The 19307-nt window shown below is 33.9% G+C and carries 19 protein-coding genes; 2 read left to right on the top strand and 17 right to left on the bottom strand.

The window, feature by feature from the left end:
• Positions 1-203: 203 nt before the first annotated feature.
• The 16 genes from ACNQGX_RS01265 to ACNQGX_RS01190 all read right to left on the bottom strand — a co-directional run bounded on the left by ACNQGX_RS01265 (position 204) and on the right by ACNQGX_RS01190 (position 17877).
• Positions 204-2936, bottom strand: a complete 2733-nt coding sequence (locus tag ACNQGX_RS01265; protein WP_417973298.1) for a cation-translocating P-type ATPase — start codon at positions 2934-2936, stop codon at positions 204-206.
• Positions 2937-3013: 77 nt separating this feature from the next.
• Positions 3014-3448 (bottom strand): phosphate-starvation-inducible PsiE family protein, encoded by a 435-nt coding sequence (locus tag ACNQGX_RS01260; RefSeq protein WP_132070774.1) that lies wholly within the window; start codon positions 3446-3448, stop codon positions 3014-3016.
• 598 nt (positions 3449-4046) lie between these two features.
• Positions 4047-4667: a dethiobiotin synthase gene (gene bioD / locus ACNQGX_RS01255; RefSeq protein WP_417973296.1), complete on the bottom strand. Its 621-nt coding sequence runs from the start codon at positions 4665-4667 to the stop codon at positions 4047-4049.
• Positions 4668-4867: 200 nt separating this feature from the next.
• Positions 4868-6139 carry an adenosylmethionine--8-amino-7-oxononanoate transaminase gene (gene bioA / locus ACNQGX_RS01250; protein ID WP_417973294.1) on the bottom strand — a complete coding sequence of 424 codons (1272 nt, stop codon included), beginning with the start codon at positions 6137-6139 and terminating at the stop codon, positions 4868-4870.
• 46 nt (positions 6140-6185) lie between these two features.
• Positions 6186-7574 (bottom strand): dihydroorotase, encoded by a 1389-nt coding sequence (locus ACNQGX_RS01245; RefSeq protein ID WP_417973292.1) that lies wholly within the window; start codon positions 7572-7574, stop codon positions 6186-6188.
• Positions 7575-7701: 127 nt separating this feature from the next.
• Entirely contained in the window at positions 7702-8502 is an 801-nt protein-coding gene (locus ACNQGX_RS01240) for a DUF2490 domain-containing protein (RefSeq protein WP_417973290.1), read from the bottom strand.
• Between the two features lie 27 nt (positions 8503-8529).
• Complete coding sequence (locus ACNQGX_RS01235) at positions 8530-9918, bottom strand: TolC family protein (RefSeq protein WP_417973288.1); 1389 nt, start codon at positions 9916-9918, stop codon at positions 8530-8532.
• Positions 9918-11267: an HlyD family secretion protein gene (locus ACNQGX_RS01230; RefSeq protein ID WP_417973286.1), complete on the bottom strand. Its 1350-nt coding sequence runs from the start codon at positions 11265-11267 to the stop codon at positions 9918-9920. Before ACNQGX_RS01230 ends, ACNQGX_RS01235 begins: the two co-directional genes overlap by 1 nt.
• Before the next feature lie 6 nt (positions 11268-11273).
• On the bottom strand, positions 11274-12932 hold the full coding sequence (locus ACNQGX_RS01225; protein WP_417973284.1) for a peptidase domain-containing ABC transporter: 1659 nt from the start codon (positions 12930-12932) through the stop codon (positions 11274-11276).
• Between the two features lie 138 nt (positions 12933-13070).
• Positions 13071-13847, bottom strand: a complete 777-nt coding sequence (locus tag ACNQGX_RS01220; RefSeq protein WP_417973282.1) for a carbonic anhydrase — start codon at positions 13845-13847, stop codon at positions 13071-13073.
• Positions 13848-14027: 180 nt separating this feature from the next.
• A complete protein-coding gene (locus ACNQGX_RS01215) occupies positions 14028-14990 on the bottom strand; it encodes a sodium-dependent bicarbonate transport family permease (RefSeq protein WP_132070781.1) in 963 nt (320 codons plus the stop codon).
• Positions 14991-15004: 14 nt separating this feature from the next.
• Positions 15005-15964, bottom strand: coding sequence for an L-threonylcarbamoyladenylate synthase (locus ACNQGX_RS01210; RefSeq protein ID WP_132070783.1), 960 nt, complete (start codon positions 15962-15964; stop codon positions 15005-15007).
• 8 nt (positions 15965-15972) lie between these two features.
• The gene (locus ACNQGX_RS01205) at positions 15973-16809 is read right to left on the bottom strand and encodes a DUF6671 family protein (protein WP_417973279.1); all 837 of its coding nucleotides are present in this window, start codon (positions 16807-16809) and stop codon (positions 15973-15975) included.
• A 6-nt stretch (positions 16810-16815) separates the two neighbouring features.
• Positions 16816-17097 (bottom strand): hypothetical protein, encoded by a 282-nt coding sequence (locus tag ACNQGX_RS01200; RefSeq protein ID WP_417973276.1) that lies wholly within the window; start codon positions 17095-17097, stop codon positions 16816-16818.
• Entirely contained in the window at positions 17094-17267 is a 174-nt protein-coding gene (locus ACNQGX_RS01195) for a hypothetical protein (RefSeq protein ID WP_165930203.1), read from the bottom strand. Before ACNQGX_RS01195 ends, ACNQGX_RS01200 begins: the two co-directional genes overlap by 4 nt.
• Positions 17268-17598: 331 nt before the next feature.
• Complete coding sequence (locus ACNQGX_RS01190; protein WP_417973274.1) at positions 17599-17877, bottom strand: hypothetical protein; 279 nt, start codon at positions 17875-17877, stop codon at positions 17599-17601.
• A 326-nt stretch (positions 17878-18203) separates the two neighbouring features.
• Between ACNQGX_RS01190 and ACNQGX_RS01185 the strand changes: the two genes are divergently transcribed.
• Positions 18204-18857, top strand: a complete 654-nt coding sequence (locus ACNQGX_RS01185; RefSeq protein ID WP_235832091.1) for a TetR/AcrR family transcriptional regulator — start codon at positions 18204-18206, stop codon at positions 18855-18857.
• A gap of 119 nt (positions 18858-18976) precedes the next feature.
• On the opposite strand, the gene ACNQGX_RS01180 is transcribed toward ACNQGX_RS01185, so the two are convergent.
• A complete protein-coding gene (locus ACNQGX_RS01180) occupies positions 18977-19147 on the bottom strand; it encodes a hypothetical protein (protein WP_417973272.1) in 171 nt (56 codons plus the stop codon).
• Between the two features lie 16 nt (positions 19148-19163).
• Here ACNQGX_RS01180 and ACNQGX_RS01175 point away from each other — a divergent pair, with 16 nt between their 5' ends.
• The gene (locus tag ACNQGX_RS01175; RefSeq protein ID WP_417973270.1) at positions 19164-19295 is read left to right on the top strand and encodes a hypothetical protein; all 132 of its coding nucleotides are present in this window, start codon (positions 19164-19166) and stop codon (positions 19293-19295) included.
• Positions 19296-19307 lie beyond the last annotated feature (12 nt).

Below are 19307 nucleotides of genomic sequence, written 5' to 3'. Positions count from 1 at the left end.
TTGCCAAAGTAGTTTCATGAGTTCAGTGTTTATGTTTTTTTATTTCATCGGCATAAGGATCATATCCATCTTGTTTTAGGTTTTTGTTGATTGGTTCACAAAATATTTCATTTACTATGCTACAATCCATTCTTCCTCCTTGTAAAACACTTCTTGACAACAAGTTTTTCCTCGCATATAAAACATGTACTTCACAACAAGTATTACATCTTAACATTTTTAAAATATTTTCTTTGAATCCATTTTTCAACACTGATAATTATTAGAATTGAAAAAGCTACCATGGCTGACATCCCCCATGCCTCAGCTTTTAATGGAGATGAATGAAACCAACGATTCATAAATGGAAAATAAACAAAAGCGGCCTGAACAAACAGTACTGTTGCAATTCCGATATAAATAAATGGATTGGAGAAAAGCCCGATTTTATTGACTGAAAAATTAAGAGATCGGCAATCAATAAGGTAAAACACCTGAAATAAAACCATTGCTGTTACAGCCATTGTTTGAGCTTCCGAAATGGCCAGTGAGTGTTCCATGCCTCTGGACAGTTCAATATTATATTCCCAAAGAAATAATCCAATTGTTCCGCCTGCCATTACCAGAGAAACCAGTATCATCCTGAAAATTATCAAAGAACTTAATAAAGGTTTATTGGGCTTACGTGGAGGACGATTCATTACATCGGGTTCCATTGCTTCAAGTGCAAGCGGCAATGACAAGGCAACGGCAGTTATAAGATTGATCCATAATACCTGAACAGGCTGTATTGGGATGAGTAGAATTCCCCCTTCTGAGGGAAAAAATAACACGGCAATAAAAATAACCAATCCCAATCCTATACTTGTAGGCAGAAGAAATACAATCGATTTCAAAAGGTTATCAAATACTCTGCGTCCTTCTTCAACAGCAGCCTTTATACTTTCAAAATTATCATCGGCCAGGATCATGTCTGCCGCCTCTTTGGCAACAGCCGTACCACTGATACCCATAGCTACGCCAATATCTGCACGTTTAAGTGCTGGGGCGTCATTTACACCATCTCCTGTCATGGCTACCACTTCCCCGTTGGCCTGAAGGGCTTTTACTAGATTTAATTTATCTTCGGGGGATACCCGTGCGAAAATATTGGTGTTTTTTACTACCTCTTGAATCTCCGGGGCATTCAAATTCTGAAGTTCCTTTCCGGTGATAACCCTGTCTGCATTTATAAATCCAAGTTCCCTGCCTATTGCTGCGGCTGTTGCAGGATGGTCTCCGGTAATCATTTTCACCGTAATACCTGCATTATGACACGAATCGATCGCTTCTTTTACTTCCATCCTTGGAGGGTCACTTATGGCCTGTATCCCTAAAAAAGTAAAATCGCAAAGATCCTCTTCCGTAATGAGTGATGAATGTTCGCTATCCAACTTTCTGGAAGCGAAAGCCAATACTCTCATTCCTGTTCCTGCTAATTGTAAAGCCTCCGTTCGTACCTGTTCTGTGTCAAAGACAATGGATGAATTTTCACTATTTAATAAAAGTGGAATAACTGATTCAGGTGCGCCTTTAAGGTAAATCATTTTTTCTCCGGAAGGGGATAGATGGAGCGTAGCCATTATTTTTTTTTCGGAATCAAAGGGTAATTCATCCAGCCTCCGCCATTTGCTTCTTAGTTCGTCCTCGTTTATTCCAAACTTTCCGGCTACTGCTATCAGGGCAACCTCTGTAGGGTCTCCTACTGATTTCCAATGACCCTCTTTTTTATGAAGTGTTGCGTCATTGCACAGTGCTGCAGCCCTAATAAGTTCACCAATTTCATCATCTGTTCCTTCTTCATCGGAATCATTTTTTAAAATTTTACCATCAGTATTAATGCCTACTCCTGTAACATTGAATTTTTGCTTTCCATTCCAAAGTACCTGAACGGTCATTTCGTTAAGGGTAAGCGTTCCCGTTTTGTCTGAGCAGATTACAGTGGTGCTACCCAAGGTTTCTACAGCAGATAAATGCCTGATAATAGCTTGTCTCTTTGCCATTCGCATAATACCGATAGCTGATGCGATAGTAATTACGGCAGGCAGTCCTTCTGGGATAGCTGCTACCGCAAGAGTAATGGCAAAAAATATTGCATCTATGAATGTATAATTACGAAATATTCCTATTAGAAAAACTAAAATACCAACAAGGATGATGGCATAGGTAATTCCCCGTGCAATTTTTTCAAGAGATTTTGTCAGTGGAGATTTGACTGATGTGGTAGTTTGAAGAAGTGCGGAAATTTTACCAATCTCGGTTTTAATGCCTGTCAAAACAACTACGCCTTCTGCTGTGCCGGAAGTAATCAATGTGCCGCTAAAAACCATATTTTTACGATCAGCAACTCCTGCATCTGCGTCAATAATATCCGTGTTTTTTTCCACCGGCAAGGATTCTCCTGTAAGGATAGATTCATTACACTGCATATTTTTTACGAATGTGAGCCGCATATCTGCCGATACCTTATCGCCAGCCTGAAGCAATACATAATCACCGGGAACTAGTTCAGCAGCCTGGATATTCTTTTGCTTTCCATCTCTAATCACTGTAGCATTTTCCGGAATTAATTGAAGAAGCCCCTGAATGGTTTTTCCAGCCTGGTACTCCTGAACAAACCCGATAATGGCATTAATAATTATTACACAAAATACCACTATACCATCTGTGATTTTGCCCATAGTTATAGCAAGGATGGTAGCAGTAAGTAGAACATATATAAGCGGGTTAAGAAATTGCCTCAGCAAAATTTTAAAGGCACTTTCTCTACTTTGCATGTAAATGATATTAGGCCCTTCCTTTTTCAAGTGCTTCCCAGCTTCTGTTGTACTAAGACCTTCAGAGGAAGTATCGAGACTCTCTAATACATTACTGTATGAAACTGAATGCCATTCTTTATTTTGGGCTATGCTACTCATAAAATCTTCAGTTATCGTTGCTTTAATTATCTAAAAATAATTAAAATCATTCAGAAATAGGTGCTACTTAAATTTGTTTAGGGTTTGTTTTGTGGTGTCTTACAATATTTTAATAAAAAATAAGTAAGACCGAGTGCAGCAATTAATAAAGCTAAACTTATAATAATATTACTATTTGTTTGCTGTATATCTAGTGTGATTATTTTAGTTGAAATAGCAATAATTGAGATTTCTATAATTGGAACAGTAGGAATCGTATCGGATGAAATAATTAATAGCAATGCTTTTATAAGCTCATATCCAATCGCAATAATCAATATCAAATTAAATACTTCGAATAAAGTGGAAACATCAATCAATAAATAAGGTGGAGCGGTAATTTTTTTAAATTCTAAATAGATAAGATGTAATGTGCCCAATATTAAAATTAAAGTCATAATTCCAACTAAAACACGAATTATATTTTTATTAATGGCTATAATTATTCTTAAAAATTTATCATCGCTCTTCATAGTATTTTTTTTAACAGATTAAAGTTGGAGATTAATTATTTCAATTTTTAAGCGTTGGCTTGTCAAATCGGCAAAAAGCCCTCCGAAAATTGATCTTAAGTTTTCGATATTTTATGTTTATCCTCTGTATCAATTTTATCAGGGTTGTCTTTTACGCTATTAAAGTCCTGTTATTACAAGTAAATTTAGTTATAAATAATGTGTCTCTTTAGCAATATAATTGTTTTTTTGTTTTTTTTAATTGATTGTTAGCAAAAAAAACAGAAACATTAGCTTGTTGGTTAGCAAAGCGTTAATCGTAAGTTGTCGATGTTTTATGTTTAACAACTATGACAATTTTGTAGGATCTTTGTTTTTTTTGCGTAAGTTTTACTTTTCCACTTTCCACATTTTAATTGTCAGCTTAAGTTCGGCGGTTTAGTTTTTTCACGCTTCTATTTCCCACTTTCCAAATTTCGTTTTTTTGCGTCATTGCTTGCTGATGAACCTGATTTACCAAAAGGGAAAATGCCTAACCATCGTTCAAACGGGTTAACTTAATGGCATTGGACTCTAGACTACGGTTGTGCCATTTAAAAATAAAAAAACTGCCGAAATTTTAAAGTAGTGATTTTATATTTGGTTCAGATGCGTATTTTAAGATGGTTTGTTTGTCAATTGTTGTTTCGTCATCAATGTGAAATAAAGATTTCAGCCCGGTATATTCACAAATGAATTTTTCGCTGGTATTCACAGGATTCCCGTTAAATATTATTCCTTTAATGGGAATGTTTCTGCTTTGAAGGGCTTCGACAGAAAGCAGTGTATGGTTTATGCTTCCGAGATAATTCCTGGAGACCAGAATAACTTCCACTTTTAATTTTTCTATAAGGTCAATTACCAAAGAATCATCATTGAGCGGAACCATCAAACCGCCTGCTCCTTCAATAATGAGATTGTTGTTGGTTGGTGGAACTATAATGGAATCTAAATTAATCGTAACTCCATCAATCGCGGCAGCAGCGTGCGGAGACATTGGTTCTGTAAGTCGATAGGCTTCAGGAAAAAAATGAGAAGTAGAATTACTGATGAGTCCCTGCACTTTCATTGTATCTGTTTGATGCAGATCTCCTGATTGAACAGGCTTCCAGTAGTCAGCTTTTAGCGCTTCGACGAGAATGGCTGATACGATTGTTTTTCCTATATCTGTACCAATGCCTGTTATGAAGTATCGTTTCATTATGCTTTTTTTTAATTGAATTTTACATTCAATACATTAATTTAATTTTGGGTGTAAGGAAAATAAAATGAAAATATTTTTCGAAAGTATCACAAGTCGAGGTTAAACCCTGTATCTCGTTTTCTATCCAAAAGACAAGATCTTACCTAAGACGTTTCTCTATAAACACCAACTGATTCATACATAAACATAGGTATAATTTAAACTATTGAAAGTGCTTCTTCTATGGTTCTATATACTTGTTCAAGTTGATCATTAGAAATAATATAAGGTGGTAAAATATAAACTATATTTCCTGCAGGACGCAAAATGACACCTTTGTGAATAAAATAATTGTAGAGTTTATTTCGTAAATCGCCATAATAGCTTTCTACTTTTGTTGTTTTAATTTCTAAAGCCATAATAACTCCGAGAACTCGCGTAGTTTTTACCTTTGGATGATTTTTAATCTTATTAATAAAAACCAAATGTTGACCATGAATTCGCTTAATATTATCTTGTGTTTCAATAGTTTGCAGTAATTCCATACTTGCTAAAGCCGCAGCACAACCTGTTGGATTTGCTGTAAATGTGTGACCGTGGAAAAGGGCCTTATTTATATCGTCATCATAAAAACCATCGAATATTTCTTGTGTAAAAGTAGTAATAGCCATAGGTATAGTACCTCCAGTTAATGCTTTGGAAAGACACATCATGTCAGGTTGAGTTATTAAATAATCACAAGCGAAATTTTTACCGGTTTTGCCAAAGCCAGTCATTACTTCATCTGCAATGGTGAAAACATGGTTTTTCCTGCAAAGCGTGATTAGTTTATCTAATTCTTCAGCTTCATACATGACCATTCCAGCAACACCTTGCACTAACGGTTCAAATATAAAAGCTGCAAATTCATGGGTTGTAACTAATTCCTCTAATGCTTTATAACTAGCTATTTCATTGCCTTTTGTTGGCACAGGAATACGAATAACTTCAATCATCCTATCTTGAAAAGCTTCTGTAAAAAACGTAATGCCACTTGTGGCCATCGCTGCAAAGGTGTCACCGTGAAATGCATTCTCGAAGGCAACAATCTTGGTACGTTTTTCTCCTTTGTTATAAAAAAATTGAAAGGCCGCTTTTAGTGCTATTTCCACTGCTGTCGAACCATTGTCTGAAAAAAACAATTTCTTCTGATTAGTAGGCAAAATTGCTATTAAATTTTCGGACACTTTAACAGCAGGTTCATGTGTAAACCCTCCAAACAAAACATGCTCTAGAGTAGTTAACTGCTTATAGATAGCGTCGGCTATATATTTATTGCTATGACCATAAGGATTCACCCACCATGATGCAATGGCATCAATGTATTGCTTTCCGTCTTCATCCCAAAGCAGAGCCCCCTCGCCGCGAGTTATCGCAATGTGTTTTTGGGCTGTTTTGTGTTGCGTATAAGGATGCCAGTTATAAAGACTGTCACGTTCTGATAAGTTCATAATATATTGTATTTTAATAAGGCAGTTGATGTAGCTTGATTATTTTTTAAATGGATTTTTTTCTTTCCTGCGACGATTCAATTGCAAAAGAATGATGATCTAATCTTTGCCCCGGAATGAATTCAGAGAAATTACCATTCTCATAGACAAGATTTCCGTTAACAAACGTATGGGTTACTTTTGATTGAAATGTTTGGCCTTCTAATGGCGACCAACCGCACTTGTATAAAATATTTTCTTTACCAACCGTCCAAGGCGAATTCAAGTCAACCAGCGTTAAATCGGCAAAATAACCCTCACGGATAAAGCCTCTCTTATCGATACCATAAAGTATCGCTACATTATGACTCATTTTTTCGGCAATTTTTTCTAATGAAATTAGCCCTTGTTTGTATAATTCAAGCATGATATACAAGGAGTGTTGTACCATTGGCGCACCCGACATGGATTGAAAATATGGTTTTTGCTTTTCCTCTAAAGTATGCGGTGCATGGTCGGTAGTAATGATATCAATTCTGTCATCAAGTAATGCCTGCAAAAGTCCTTTTTTATCCTTTTCGGTTTTTATGGCCGGATTCCATTTTATTAAGGTCCCCAATCGCTCATAATCCTTGTCTGAAAACCAAAGATTTTGAACCGATACTTCGGTGGTGATATTCTTTTCTTTTAGCGGTATGTCGTTTCGAAACAAATGGGTTTCCGCGGCTGTGGTCAAATGCAGGATATGCAACCTTGCCTTGTGTTTTTCGGCAATAGCAATGGCTCTTTTGGTAGATTGATAACATCCTTCTTCACTACGAATTAACGGATGACATGCAATTGGCACATCTTCACCGTATTTCGCCCTGTAAATCTCCTCGTTTTCCTCGATAATTTGTTCCATTTCAGAATGAATGGCGATAATGGATTTACAATTCGAAAAAAGTTTTTCCATGGTATCAGGGCTATCGGCAAGCAGATTTCCCTTCTTGGTAAAATAAAGCCCATCATCAGAAACCCCAATGAATTGGGATGTATCCATTTGAAGTACATTGTCTAAGTTGTCGTTATTAACCCCTAAAAAGAAAGAATAATTAGCCCAAGATTTTTCTGAGGCAATACGGAATTTCTCATCGAGAATTTCAGTGGTCAATACATTGGGAACTGTGTTTGGCATATCGATAAAAGAAGTCGTGCCACCCGCAACAGCCGCTCTGCTTTCAGTATAGAGATCTCCTTTATGGGTTAGTCCGGGTTCCCTAAAATGCACTTGCCCGTCTATAATACCGGGAAACAAGTATTTACCTGTACCATCAATAATTTGAGCATTCCTTGTGACTTCTCCGGACAGATTTCCAATGCTTTCTATAATGCCGTTTTGAATAAAAACGTCAGCAATTTTAATTTGCCCCTCATTTACGATGTTGACATTTTTTATTAATATAGGATGTTTCATAGGTAGCTAATTCGTTAATTTGGTTAATTGTTACTTTGGTTAAATTGGAAATTACCTTTTTAAGTTTTCATCGATGCTTGCACTTTCTAAATCAGGACTATTTCACTTTATCTAATTCCCTTTATGCTTATTTCACGGCATCAAAAGACAAATGCGTAGTGAGCATAAACCCACTATTATATTGAAATACCGATTTATCGTTTACCCTTTTCCCTTGTTGCAAAATTTGACTCAAATAGCCCGCTTCAATTTTAATGTTTTTATTTACTTTATAACCGACTAACGCAGCCAGTCTATTTTGGTCAAAAATATTTACTCCTACATTTTTTCCAAAACCAACAAACACCTCATCCAATAAAATGATGCTCAGGCTGTTTTTATATATAGGAATCTCCGTTCTTAGCCTGTATCGCATCCTGTTCAGGAAAACCCAGTCTGTCCTAGTTTCCCCATTTTGAATCAAAAACTTTTCAATAAATCGTTGTTCCAATGTAAACCGATGGGACACATCCACTTTCCCTATTGGGTTTTTTAAAATTATCTGCTCATAAATGCGATGTTCAGAGAAAGCATTTGCATTTGGATAATCGCCATAAGGATCCGTTTCGGCAAAAGCATAGCCTGCATTTAAACTCACATCCTTTCTCAGGGCATAATTCACCCCTGTTCGCAGCAAACTTTGTTGCGGGTTTTTAAGTCCTTCTACTCTTCGCCATTGGTATTCGGTATGCAAAGCAATTTTTGGACTTATTTTAAAAGTGCCGGTATAGGCAAGCCAGCCAATACTATTATTATCCGTAATTCTTTGTTCTTGCGAAAAAGTATAATTGTGTAGAAATAGTGTTAGAATAAAAATAAAATACTTTCCAGTTGTCATAAGTTCTTTGTTATAGTTCGTTTTTAGGCAATCTATCTTTGCCTTCTTCATAATGTTCATGTTATTACAGTTTTTTATTTAATCCGGATTTGCCATAATTTTAAACAATTCGGAATTGGAAATATAATATCTATTTTCTAAGGTAATTTGTAAAAGTTGCACACTAACCAAATTGTTTTCTCTTGAATTTATTAAAAAGATGGAGCTTTCTCCGAATGAAAACAATCTTTCTTCTGAACTTAGCATAGTCAAATTGTCTTTTACCAAATCATTTATAAATTGTTTTTGTTTTTCTAAAGATTGGATTTCTATTTTTTGTGCATTTATTTTATTTGATAATTGTACTTTTTCTAAATCAAGTGCAAATTGAGTTTCTTGAACTTTGAATTTTGCCAATTTCAAACTGCCCCGTTCTTTTCTTAAAAACAAAGGGAAATAAAGATCCAAACCGATTTTATAATTTTTGAATTGATAGTTGTCAATATAACTTGGTTCTGATAAATAGGAATAGCCAACATCAATTTTTGGCAAAAGCAAATTGGCTTTTAGTTTTCGCTCCACATTCAAAATATCGACTTTGCTTTGTAATGCATTAATTTTTGGATGTTTTGAAATCGAAAAATCCCGGTTTAATAAATCATTGGTCTTTAAAGTTTCCTGAATTGTAAATTCCAATTTTTCCTCTGGAATTAATTGTTCCGAAAGTTCAAGTGGAATATTGTTTTCTAACCAAAGAAAATTTGATAATTCCAGTTTTGATTTTGCTAGTTTTAAATTAGAATCTTCTAAACTGAGTAATCTGGTTTTTACGATTATTCCGGCTTCAATACTATCAATCGCGGGTTTATCCCCTTGTTGGATTAAGGATTTTATTCCTTTGAAACGAGTTTGCGCATTGGAAACATAAGTTTCATAAAGTGCCACTTCGTTAAAGTTTTTCTTCCAATTAAAATAGGCCACCGAAGCATCATACAAAACAACAATAGCTTGTAATTTCCTTTCTTCTTGGCTCAATTTAATTTGTATTTTGGCTTTTCGAAGATCTGCCATTCTTTGATTGACAAATAATCCCTGACCTAACGGAATAGTAATTCCAAACGAAGTCAAACCTTGATTTGGAACCGTGTTTTCTGGGTTAAGATAAACACCTTCATTGTTGTCAAAACCTGCTTTTAATTCAATTCCGTACCAAGTTGGAATTTTGAAACTGCTGTTCAAAATAGAATAATACTCACTGTTTTTGAATTGTTTTTTCGAAAAATCGACTTCAATTTTAGGGTCAAAACCACCACGTGACATCATCAAATTGGCTTGTGCTTTATTGAGCTCAAGATTGGCAGTTCTCACTAATGGATGAAATTTTTTTACATAACCCAAAAACTCATTATAAGTAAATTCCTTGTCATTATTTTCTTGTCCATAAATCGAGAATCCAAAAAACAGAAAAAACAGTAATAGATGTTTCATTATTTTTTTTCTTTAATTTTTTTTACATCTGTCTTATAATAGTTAGGAGGGAATCCGCTGAGCGTTCTCCATATTTCATACCAAATGGGAACTGTATTGAGTAAAGCAATTGTTTGTGCACCAGACCCAATACTTAATTGTTTTGGCCATTTTGCTTCATCGGGATCCGGAGCAATCAAAATTCGGTATTTTCCATTATCGCTAATGAAATTTTCGATTGCTACAATTTCTCCTCCAAAAGTCCCATAAGACATATCTGGCCAACCAGAAAAAACAATTGTCGGCCAGCCATCAAAGAAAACCCTTACCTTTTCTCCTTTTTTGATCAATGGTAAATCCAATGGTCTTACAAAACTTTCGACGGCAATATCATATTTTGATGGCATAATGCCCGCAATTGGCGTCCCTTCCTTGATTGTTTCACCCAAACCCGATTGCAAAGCACGATTTACATAACCGCTTTGTGGAGCTTTAATGTAATACATTCCGTTACGAATGGAGTAATTCACGTATTGGTTTTCCAGTTTATTGACTTGTGCTTCGGTATCGTATTTGTTGCTCAAAGCGGTATATTGATCGCTTTTTGCTTTTGAGGACTTCTCGGAATATTCAGCCGTAATCCTATTTATTTCGATTTTTGCATTGATGAATTCGTTTTTGCTGGTCAATAATTTATTTTCTTGTGTGATAATTTTCGCATCAACTTCTTGTAGTTTTAAACGCTTTTCCTCAACATCTGTCAATGGCTTTAAACCTTCTTTATTTAACAGAACCGAACGATTAAATTGTGTATTGGCAATTTTGAGTTGTGTTTTTACAGCCACAAGATCCATACTGTCGCTTTTTACTTTTAGCAATGATTGTTTTATTTTATTTCTTGCCTGTTCCAGTTTTAATGCTCTTTCACTTTCAATGGCCTGAATTTGAATTGAAAGTGTATTTACTTTTGACCCATAAGATTCAACCGATAATTTTTTTGCGTCGGCTTGATTTTTAGTGTTTTTTACCAAATTCGGGTCTAAATAATCCTCTTTGATTTCAGAAATGAATAAAATTGTATCCCCTTTATTGACAAAATCGCCCTCTTGAACATACCATTTTTCTATTCGTCCAGAAATTAAGGATTGAATGGTTTGTGGTCTTTGGCTCGGTTTTAAAGTAGTTACTGATCCTGAGCCCGAAATATTTTGTGTCCAGGGCAAAAAAAGGGCAATTACTGCAATTACAGAAACTCCTGCAATAATTCGGTTTAGAATTTTATAATGTGGACGATTGCTCAAATTCTTGACAGTCCTGTATTTTTCAAGAGGTTCAAGCAATATTCTGTTTTCTTTTGAAATATTTAACATCCTTTTTTATTTTTTTGTATCAAGAACAATTGTACCGTTATGCATCGTGATTACTCGATTGCATTTTGTTTTCCAATACGGGTTTTTGGAAGAAACGATTACAGTCCATTGATTTATATCCGAATTTATAAAATCGATAATTTCGTTGGCAACTTCTTGGTCCATTGTATCGGTTGGGTCTTCATAGAAAAGTATTTTTGGCTTGTGAATGATGCTTCTTGCCAATAGAATCTTTTGTGCATTTGACGATGAAAGTTGTCTCCCTTCCGGAAAAATTTTGGTATCCAAGCCTTTAGGCAAAGTTTTGATAAATGACGAAAGCTGTACCGCATCAATTGCCCATTTTAAATCTTTGTCCGAAATGGTTTTATCATTGAAAGTAATGTTTTCAAGAATTGTTCCTTCAAAAGGGGTTTCATTATAAATAATGGAACTTATTTGTGAACGATATTCTTTGAGATTTATTTTTCTAAAAGTAACATCATTAATATAAAAAGACCCTGAAGTTTGACCCAACAATCCTGATAATATTCGGATCAAAGTTGTTTTCCCAGAACCATTTTTCCCGTCAATTACTATCTTTTCACCTTGATTAATTTTCAAGGTAATAGCAGTTAAAATGTTGTTTTTTGAATCCGGAAACTTAAACCCTAGATTTTCTGTTTCTAAAAAAATATCGGTATTGCAACATGTAATGTCAGTTTCCGAATCTTCTTCTAAATGCTTATCGGTTACTTGTCCAATTTTTTCGACCGAAGTCAAAACGTCATAGAAAGTTTCTAATCCCAGAATTATCTTCTCTACAGAATTGATCACCAATAAAATAATAATTTCAGCAGCAACAAATTGACCAATATTCATTTGCTGATTGATGACCAAAAAACCACCAATAGACAATAAGCTTGCCGTGATAATCATTTTGAAAACAATTAGTTGGCTAAATTGTTTTTTAATGACGTTGAAATGTTTTTCACGATAATTTAAATAATCATTGACTAGATTGTCGTTTTTTTGCAAAGCGTAATCAAAACTATTCTCGTTTCTAAAACTGAAATTGTTACGAGCCATTTCTTGCAACCAACTGGCGACTTTGTATTTGTATTTTGATTCTTTTAAACTGGTCTCTAATCCGGTATTATAAGAATATTTGAATATGATGTACAAAAGAAAAAACAATAAAACCCCAAAGACAATGAAAAACGGATGATATAACGATAAAAGAATTATTCCAAAAAACATTTGTAGCATTGCACCTGAAAAGTCTATTATGAGTTTTGAAATTCCTTTTTGGATTGTCATTGTGTCGAAAAAACGATTGGCTAATTCTGGCGGATAGGTATTATATAATTCTTCGAATTTTATTTTCGGGAATCTTACTGCAAAATCAAACGAAGAACGAACGAAGATTTTCTGCTGCAAATTTTCAGTTATTCGCAATTGCATTAGTGACAAAATCCCAACTAAGGCAACTCCAATAACTACAAGTATGATTAGAACAACCCAGGAAACACTAACTCTTCCAGACTGAATAAAATTAGTAATGGCTTGAATTCCCAAAGGAAGTGACAAACTTACAAGGCCCGAAAAAATAGCATAGAAGAAAATTTGATAAACATCTTTTTTATCTAATTTTAATAATTCGTAGAATCGTTCTAATGGAGTCATATATATAATGTTTAACAAGACTTTTTTCTAAATAGTGATAAATATTTCTGTTGTAAGCTGTACTGTCTAAGAGTTTTATTCAAGAGAAATAGAAACCGAATTAAAGTGTAATTTTTTTATAATTTTAGTACAATATTATTATTTAGATTTAGCTTGCGGTAGATTTAATAAAGTTTCTTCTAGAAATTCTACTTTCCCTGTATGAATATCGTAGATGGCACCAACTATCAAAATTTCGCCATCAATATATTTTTTGTGTAATATTGGGTCTAAGTCTCTAAGGTCAGCTACTTGGTCAATTACATTTTGTCTTGCCGCATTATTAGTAGGATTACCAGCAATATGAGAAGATTTTGCTACTGCTCCTTTTATTTCGTTAATAAGCGTAACAATATGACCCGGCACATTTTCAGGACGTTTAACCGCAGCATCAACTGCACCACATTCTGTATGTCCTAATACAACTATTAATTTTGTTTTTAATTTTAAAACAGCAAACTCCATACTACCATAAGACGCAGCCGCAGAAACTTGACCTGCTGTACGAATAATAAATAAATCACCCAAACCTTGGTCAAAAATTAATTCATTTGGCACGCGGGAGTCAGAACATCCTACAATTGTAGCAAATGGCTCTTGTCCTTTTTCTAATTTTTTTATAAAGCTAACATCTTGTCTTGGTCGTATACTTTTGCTCTCAATAAATCGTCTGTTACCGCCTTGAAGTTTTTTAAGTGCATAACGAGGATTTGCATAAGCAGAATCCCTATTTACAATATAATGGTCAGCCCTCCATTTAACAGAATCAATTGCCATTACAGTTTTAGCCCTTTTTTTGGTAGCTCTTTCTGTTTGTGCATGTGTGATATTTTGAATTAATAACAATGCAATAGCGATTAAAAAGCACTTTTTCATAATTATAATATTTATATGTTTAGACTATAGTAATTCATAAAATAACTTCTAGGGAATGTTAAAAATTAAATCATTATGGATTTGAATATTTACATAAGATTTAGTTTGTTATTGCTAATTTACAACAAATGAAACGACGGATTTGATTAATAGCTTTTTTATTACATTAGTGATTATCGTTTAACAACATAGAATAATAGACAAGTAGATAGGCATTCCAAAAGTAATATTAAACGGAAAGGTAACTGCTAATGCCATAGGCAAAAACAAACCTGGATTGGCTTTTGGTGCCGCAATTTTCATGGCAGCTGGTACCGCAATATAGGAGGCACTTGCTGCTAGTATGGCAAAAATAAATCGATTACCAACCTCATCAGTCACTAGTTGACTTAAAAACGCTACTACAATCCCATTAATCAGAGGTATTACAATGGCAAATACCAAGGTAGACCATCCACTTTTAATAAAATCGTCTAGTTTTCTTCCGCTAACAATACCCATGTCTAATAAAAAAATGGCTAAAAATCCTTTAAAAATATCAGTAGTAAAGGGTTTAATTCCCATAGCCTGTTGGTCACTAGCTAAAAAACCAATTACTAAACTTCCAATAATTAATAAAACACTTCCATTGGTTAAAGAATGTTTTATTACAGTACTCATTTTACTGGAACTAACTTCTTTCTTGTTGTATAATCTAATTAAAATTACTCCGATGATTATTGCTGGTGCTTCCATTAATGCCATTACTGCTACCATATGTCCGCTGAAAGTATATTTTTGAATTTCCAAAAAAGTCACCGCTGTTACAAAAGTCACCGCACTAACCGATCCATATGCTGCCGCAATTGCACCCGAATTTTCAATACTAAACTTTCGCTTGAGAATAAAAAAACAATAAATAGGAATGACAACCGCAATTAATATCCCAAATAATACTGCCCAAATAATTTCCATATTAAAATCACTATGCGCCAATTCTTGCCCGCCTTTAAACCCAATAGAGAATAATAAATACAAAGAAATAAACTTGGATGTATTGGAAGGAATTTCTAAATCGCTTTTCAATCTTGTGGCAATTATCCCAAGAAGGAAAAACAATAAAGCCGGATTTGTTAAATTATCTAATAGTAAGTCTAAATTCATTTTTTATTTTTTATTTATTTTTTTGTAGCACGTTCTAATCTGTCGTTAATGGATTTTCCTAATTCAAAATCCGGAAATCGTTCTGCAACAATCATATCTAAGTCCATTTTATCCAATCGATGCATTGCAGCATACAAATGTGATGTCGCTTCTTTTAAATCACCTTTTTCAGATAAAACTTCTTGGTGCATTACACTAGCATTTTCAATTCTTTTATTAAAAAGCAACAATCCGATTTTTTTATCAGGAAAACCTTTTATGAATTGCGCTACATCACTTTCTAAAAAAGTGGTGGTTGCCGGTGCGTAATGTCGTGATAACATTCCTGGTGCATCTGGTGCATTTTCTTTTTTGTTTTTAATTTGAATTTCCCCAATAACTTCTTCAATATCTTCTACAGAAATAGAACCCAATCGATATATTACGGGCTCTGCATTTTCAAAACCAATTATGGTAGATTCTATTCCGTTTTGGCAATCACCTCCGTCTAAAACCATCTGCAATTTTTCACTAAAATATTCCGCAACATGCATAGCATTTGTTGGACTTATTGCCCCAAAAGGATTGGCACTTGGAGCAGCTAATGGAAAATCTAATGCTTGCAACAATGCCAAAGTTGCAGCATGATTTGGAATTCTAATAGCCACCGAATCTTTTCCTGCAGTAACTAAATCGGGAACTGATTCCTGTTTCTTCAACACCATCGTCAAAGGTCCCGGCCAAAATTTATCAGCTAATAATCTAGCTTTTTCCGGAATCTCTTTTGCTAATTCGTCTAATTGCTCGATTGATTTAATATGAACAATTAATGGATTAAAAAAAGGTCTTTGCTTCATTTCAAAAATGGCTTTTATGGCTTTTTCGCTGTAAATATTTCCAGCCAACCCATAAACCGTCTCTGTAGGAATGGCAACCAAATCTTCTTGGATTAAAATCTTGACAGCTTTTGATATGTCTTTTGAAACCATTGTCATAATTTATTTTAAGGGTTACAAAAATCACAATACATAGGATCTTCGGTCATTTTTTTATGCGGATACAATTCCTCAGAAGTATGATTACACTTTTTACAAGTATAAATAAAACTCAAAGTAGAACGCGTAGCCGAATTACACGATTCACACGGCAACCCCATTTTGGCATCAGAAACCACAAATCCAGGTGTTTCACACATAGGACATAACGACCGAACTGATTTTACTAATTTTAATGTGGCTGTTTCAATCACTTCCATTCGTGTTGGATTGTATAGTGCGCGCATATCGGTTTCGGCATATACTTTCCCAAATTCTTTCATCATTTCATGAAAGCTTTCCTTTAAAATCCTTTCGTCAGTGATTCCTTTAACTATTTTAGAAATATCCTTTTCTGATGGTTTTAAAATAAGTCCGTGCGATGGAAATTTTACCTGAGTCGCAAATTCCAGTAGCTCGACTTCATTCTTAATTTCACTGCCATTAAAATTGGTATTCATACTGAGTTCTCTTGCTATAATTTCTAACTTATTTTTTTTATCAATAAAAATTAAAAATTCATCATCGGCATGAGCAAAAAAAATCGTGGGATGCATCCCAAAAGACCCTTCGCTGGCGATTCCTAAATCGCAATCATTCTCTTTCATCGCAAGGAGACATTTATTGCGAAGAGTCGTTAACGCGCTATCTTTTCTCTCAATCTCTCCCGAAAAAGTTCCCAATGTGTCAGTGTCAAATTTATCAGAGACAAAGCAACTTACACCTAATTCTTTTTCAAAAATCGGTGCAATCACGTTTTCCTTTTTGTGCTTAGTTGCGATAAGAAGTTTTCTACCTTTGAACATAAATTACTAATTGTCAATAAGTGAAATGTTTATTTGTGAACTAACTAACAGCCTCTTGTTTTTGGCTTTCGCCTCCGATAGTATCATCTGTAATTTTTCAATCTCATTTTTTAGCTCAGGAATTCTTTTTTGAGCAATTTCATCGTCTTCTCCAAATCGTTCCTGTGAACTCCAATTTTTTATTTTATGGAAATTTATTTTGGAAGAAAGAATAGGAATTAAAACTTCCCTAGCCTCAACATCCGAGAAGTTACCTTCAATAAGTATTAAATTTTCGATTCTATTCATAATTTTTTATTGTTTTTATTTGATAACTGATAAGAAGAATATGCTCCAAGTATTATTGCAAAAGACGCAAATACTTTACTGTTAATTACGTCATGTGTTGTTAAAGCCATAACAAGTAAAACAATCATTGCGACTATTGAAATTGCTATTTTTATTACTAATTGATTCATTTTTCTATTTTAATTACTGCTTCCAATTTTAAATTCCCTTTTTTTTATCTATATTATTGCTTAAATCAAACAGTTCTTTTTGTAGTAGTTTTATTTTGGACTCCCTAAATCACAATCATTTTCTTTCATCGCAAGGAGACATTTATTGCAAAGAGTCGTTAATGCACTATCTTTTCTCACAATTCTCCCGAAAAAGTTCCCTATATGTCAGTGTCAAATTTATCAGAGACAAAGCAAATTATGCCTAATTCTTTTTCAAAAATCGGTGCAATCACGTTTTCTTTTTTATGCTTGGTTGCTATAAGAAGTTTTCTACCTTGAAACATACTAGTTATTCGTTAAAACTTATTTCAATAGTACTGTTTACGACCAAATTTACTCCATTTGCTTCTGCAACTTCCAGTAAATTTTTAATTTTTTCTTTAGTTTCGGGGAGTTCCACTACTCGCTTTTTGGAATGAGAAAGGTCATTATTAAAACGAATATGATTGCTAAAATCCTCCAGATTATGGTGGTTAATCTTACTGTTTATTAATGCAGTTAATACTTTTCCTGCTTCTGCGGGAGTAAAAACTCCATCTATTAATTTAAAGACTTGGTCGTTTTTCATTTTATACTTAATTATTAGGTTGTAGTTTTTTTAGTTTTCTAATTATTCGATAAATTTTTGGATTTCCTTTATATATTAATTCAAAACTATTAATTGGGTCTGGCGATTCCTTTAATTTACGAATTAGCAACATGATTGTATTTTTTAGTTTAACGCGACAAAGATAGGTATAATATTATTAATGATAGCAATACTATCATTAATAATTGTAAAATAATTTTTAGCTATATTTGCCAAAGAAAGATGAGACATCTTCTTTTTAGCAATTTATTATACGAAGACCAATCAATACAAGGATTAAAATGGAGTTACAGTTACAAATAAAAATGAATGAAGCATTATTTCTGCGCAACCCTGAACAGTCGGAGTTAGGCAAAAAAATCATTAGACACAGCATTGAATTAATCTATAAAAATGGATTTGAAGCGTTCACCTTTAAAAAATTAGCAAAAGACATTGGTACAACCGAAGCGGGTATTTACCGATACTTTGAAAACAAACATCGCTTGCTGTTATATCTTGTAGCTTGGTATTGGAGTTGGCTTGAATACCAGATAAGCTTTCATACCAATAACATTAATGACCCCATCATTAGATTAAAAATGGTAATCAAATTATTAGCGACAACAGTAAAAGATGATAAAAAAACAAGTTATGTTAATGAGGGACTATTGCATCAAATTGTTATTTCAGAAGGTTCAAAGGCCTATTTAACAAAACATGTAACCGAAGACAATAGACACCATTTTTTTAAACCATACAAAGACCTTTGTGCCGTTATTGGAAATTTAATTTCAGAATGTAATCCGAAATACAAATACCCTAAATCATTAGCTTCCACCATCATTGAAATGGCGCATTTTCAGAATTTTTTCATGAACAATCTACCTTCACTTACCGATTTTGGGATAAATAAGGACGAGGCAAAAATCATTTCTTTTCTTGATGATTTGGTGTTTTCCAGCATAAATAAAATTTAGTTATCGATGGCATGAAATCAAATAATCCTGAATTGATAAGACTTCTGTATTCTAGAAAATTTAAAAAGATGCCCAGGCATCTTTTTAACATTGTATGTTATCAACAAAAGTTTGTATAATTATTCTATTATAGTGCAATATGCTTGCTTTTCATCTTTAAAAAGTTGATAATCTTTTTCTGAAAGTTTAACTTTAGAAAGTTCTTTTAATCTTTCAGGCACATTTCCATCTACTACTTGACTTCTCGTATTGATATTAAATAAATCAACGCTTACAAATGGCGTTCCCATTGAAACCGTAAGCAAAATGCTCGGTCATAAAAATATACAGACTACCCAACATTACGCTAAAATATTAGATAAAAAAGTGAGTGAGGATATGATGGTTTTAAGAAACAAATTTAATCTCGAAAAAAGCTCGAATGGAACTAACTCATAAAATGCATTAAGT

The organism is Flavobacterium glycogeni, assembly GCF_048286775.1.
Lineage (GTDB): Bacteria > Bacteroidota > Bacteroidia > Flavobacteriales > Flavobacteriaceae > Flavobacterium.
The sequence above is the reverse complement of the archived record's forward strand: the minus strand, read 5'-3'. Positions and strand labels throughout refer to the sequence as shown.

Coding starts and splice junctions, on each gene's coding strand:
- ACNQGX_RS01200 (WP_417973276.1), bottom strand. CDS start 17,097: ATGAATAGAATCGAAAATTTAATACTTATTGAAGGTAACTTCTCGGAT.
- ACNQGX_RS01205 (WP_417973279.1), bottom strand. CDS start 16,809: ATGTTCAAAGGTAGAAAACTTCTTATCGCAACTAAGCACAAAAAGGAA.
- ACNQGX_RS01245 (WP_417973292.1), bottom strand. CDS start 7,574: ATGAAACATCCTATATTAATAAAAAATGTCAACATCGTAAATGAGGGG.
- ACNQGX_RS01195 (WP_165930203.1), bottom strand. CDS start 17,267: ATGAATCAATTAGTAATAAAAATAGCAATTTCAATAGTCGCAATGATT.
- ACNQGX_RS01215 (WP_132070781.1), bottom strand. CDS start 14,990: ATGAATTTAGACTTACTATTAGATAATTTAACAAATCCGGCTTTATTG.
- ACNQGX_RS01230 (WP_417973286.1), bottom strand. CDS start 11,267: ATGTTAAATATTTCAAAAGAAAACAGAATATTGCTTGAACCTCTTGAA.
- ACNQGX_RS01225 (WP_417973284.1), bottom strand. CDS start 12,932: ATGACTCCATTAGAACGATTCTACGAATTATTAAAATTAGATAAAAAA.
- ACNQGX_RS01185 (WP_235832091.1), top strand. CDS start 18,204: ATGAATGAAGCATTATTTCTGCGCAACCCTGAACAGTCGGAGTTAGGC.
- bioD (WP_417973296.1), bottom strand. CDS start 4,667: ATGAAACGATACTTCATAACAGGCATTGGTACAGATATAGGAAAAACA.
- ACNQGX_RS01175 (WP_417973270.1), top strand. CDS start 19,164: ATGCTCGGTCATAAAAATATACAGACTACCCAACATTACGCTAAAATA.
- ACNQGX_RS01265 (WP_417973298.1), bottom strand. CDS start 2,936: ATGAGTAGCATAGCCCAAAATAAAGAATGGCATTCAGTTTCATACAGT.
- ACNQGX_RS01190 (WP_417973274.1), bottom strand. CDS start 17,877: ATGAAAAACGACCAAGTCTTTAAATTAATAGATGGAGTTTTTACTCCC.
- ACNQGX_RS01180 (WP_417973272.1), bottom strand. CDS start 19,147: ATGGGAACGCCATTTGTAAGCGTTGATTTATTTAATATCAATACGAGA.
- ACNQGX_RS01210 (WP_132070783.1), bottom strand. CDS start 15,964: ATGACAATGGTTTCAAAAGACATATCAAAAGCTGTCAAGATTTTAATC.
- bioA (WP_417973294.1), bottom strand. CDS start 6,139: ATGAACTTATCAGAACGTGACAGTCTTTATAACTGGCATCCTTATACG.
- ACNQGX_RS01220 (WP_417973282.1), bottom strand. CDS start 13,847: ATGAAAAAGTGCTTTTTAATCGCTATTGCATTGTTATTAATTCAAAAT.
- ACNQGX_RS01235 (WP_417973288.1), bottom strand. CDS start 9,918: ATGAAACATCTATTACTGTTTTTTCTGTTTTTTGGATTCTCGATTTAT.
- ACNQGX_RS01260 (WP_132070774.1), bottom strand. CDS start 3,448: ATGAAGAGCGATGATAAATTTTTAAGAATAATTATAGCCATTAATAAA.
- ACNQGX_RS01240 (WP_417973290.1), bottom strand. CDS start 8,502: ATGAAGAAGGCAAAGATAGATTGCCTAAAAACGAACTATAACAAAGAA.